Raw genomic sequence first — 1,277 nt, forward strand, 5'->3', positions numbered from 1 at the left:
CGCGCCATGCCGAGAGCGGGGTGAGCTTTGACCCCGCCCGGCACGAGGTCGTCGGCGTGGTCCAGGATCCGGACGCTGAACCCAACACCGTGGTGCAGGTGCTGCGCCCGGGTTACGGCGAAGGCGAGCGGCAGTTGAGGCCGGCCGCCGTCACCGTCGCCAAGCGGGAGTGACCGCTGATGGCACGCGATTTCTACGAGGTGCTCGGGGTCCCGCGCAATGCCGACAAAGACGAGCTGCAGCGGGCGTATCGCAAGCTGGCCCGCAAGTACCACCCCGACGTGAACAAGGACCCGGCGGCGGAGGAGCGGTTCAAGGAGATCAACGAGGCCTTCAGCGTGCTGTCGGATCCGGACCAGCGGGCCCGTTACGACCGCTTCGGGGAGGACTTCCGCAAGGTCCCCGAGGACTGGGAGGAGCGGGTCGGTGCCGGTGCGGGAGCCGGCGGCGGCTTTCGTTGGTCGACCGGGGAGGGCGGCCCCCGGGGGCGCTACACCACTAGCGGCTTCGGCGGGGAGGGTGTCGATTTGGAGGATCTGTTCGGGTCGTTCTTCGGGGGTGCCGGGCGTATGCGTGTGCCCGGGGCGGATCAGGAGGCGGAGCTGCCGCTCACCGTGGAGGAGGCCTACCGCGGCGGCCGCCGCACTGTCACGCTCGCCGGGCCCTCCGGGCAGCCGCGGCGCTACGAGGTCGATGTGCCGCCGGGTGTCACGGATGGGCAGCGTATCCGGCTGGCGGGCGAGGGCGGCCGGGGCAGCGGTGAGGCTCCCGCGGGGGACCTGTACCTGCGGGTGCGGATCCAGCCGCACCCGGTGTTTCGTCTCGAGGGCCGGGATGTGTACGTGCAGCTTCCGGTCACTCCCTGGGAGGCGGCGCTGGGGGCGATGGTTCCGGTGCCCACGCCGAGTGGGGCGACGGCGAAGGTGTCCGTGCCCGCGGGCTCGTCCAGCGGGCGTCGGCTGCGGCTGCGTGGTGAGGGCATGCCGAATCCGCGCGGCACGAACGGAAACCTCTACGCCGAGGTCCGGATCATGGTGCCGTCCAGGCTCAGTGACCAGGAACGACGGCTGTTCGAGGAGCTCGCCGCCGTCTCCTCGTTCGATCCCAGGAGGACATGATGAGCGACCGACCGCCTCACACGCGCCGGGCACCGGCGTGGACGGCACCGGCCGCGGCACGCGTCCAGTACGCGATCGTGCCGGTGCCCAGGCTGTCCCTGGACACCGTCGCCCGCCGATCCGGCCTCCATCCCGATCTCGTCCGCCGGTTCGTGGCTC

At 71.6% G+C, this 1,277-nt stretch carries 2 protein-coding genes and 1 pseudogene; all 3 read left to right on the forward strand.

Going from position 1 to position 1,277, the window contains the following annotated elements:
• Positions 1 to 173, forward strand: a 173-nt coding sequence (locus ACIP94_RS38380) for a nucleotide exchange factor GrpE (RefSeq protein ID WP_402436768.1), incomplete at its 5' end; no start/stop codon positions are given.
• 6 nt (positions 174 to 179) lie between these two features.
• Positions 180 to 1,118, forward strand: coding sequence for a DnaJ C-terminal domain-containing protein (locus ACIP94_RS38385; protein WP_402436763.1), 939 nt, complete (start codon positions 180 to 182; stop codon positions 1,116 to 1,118).
• Positions 1,118 to 1,277, forward strand: a pseudogene (locus tag ACIP94_RS38390) (MerR family transcriptional regulator); the annotation flags it as partial. The gene ACIP94_RS38385 and the pseudogene ACIP94_RS38390, both read left to right, overlap by 1 nt.

Origin of the sequence: Streptomyces sp. NPDC093261, from assembly GCF_044753645.1 — a bacterium.
Taxonomy (GTDB): domain Bacteria; phylum Actinomycetota; class Actinomycetes; order Streptomycetales; family Streptomycetaceae; genus Streptomyces.

Coding starts and splice junctions, on each gene's coding strand:
- ACIP94_RS38385 (WP_402436763.1), top strand. CDS start 180: ATGGCACGCGATTTCTACGAGGTGCTCGGGGTCCCGCGCAATGCCGAC.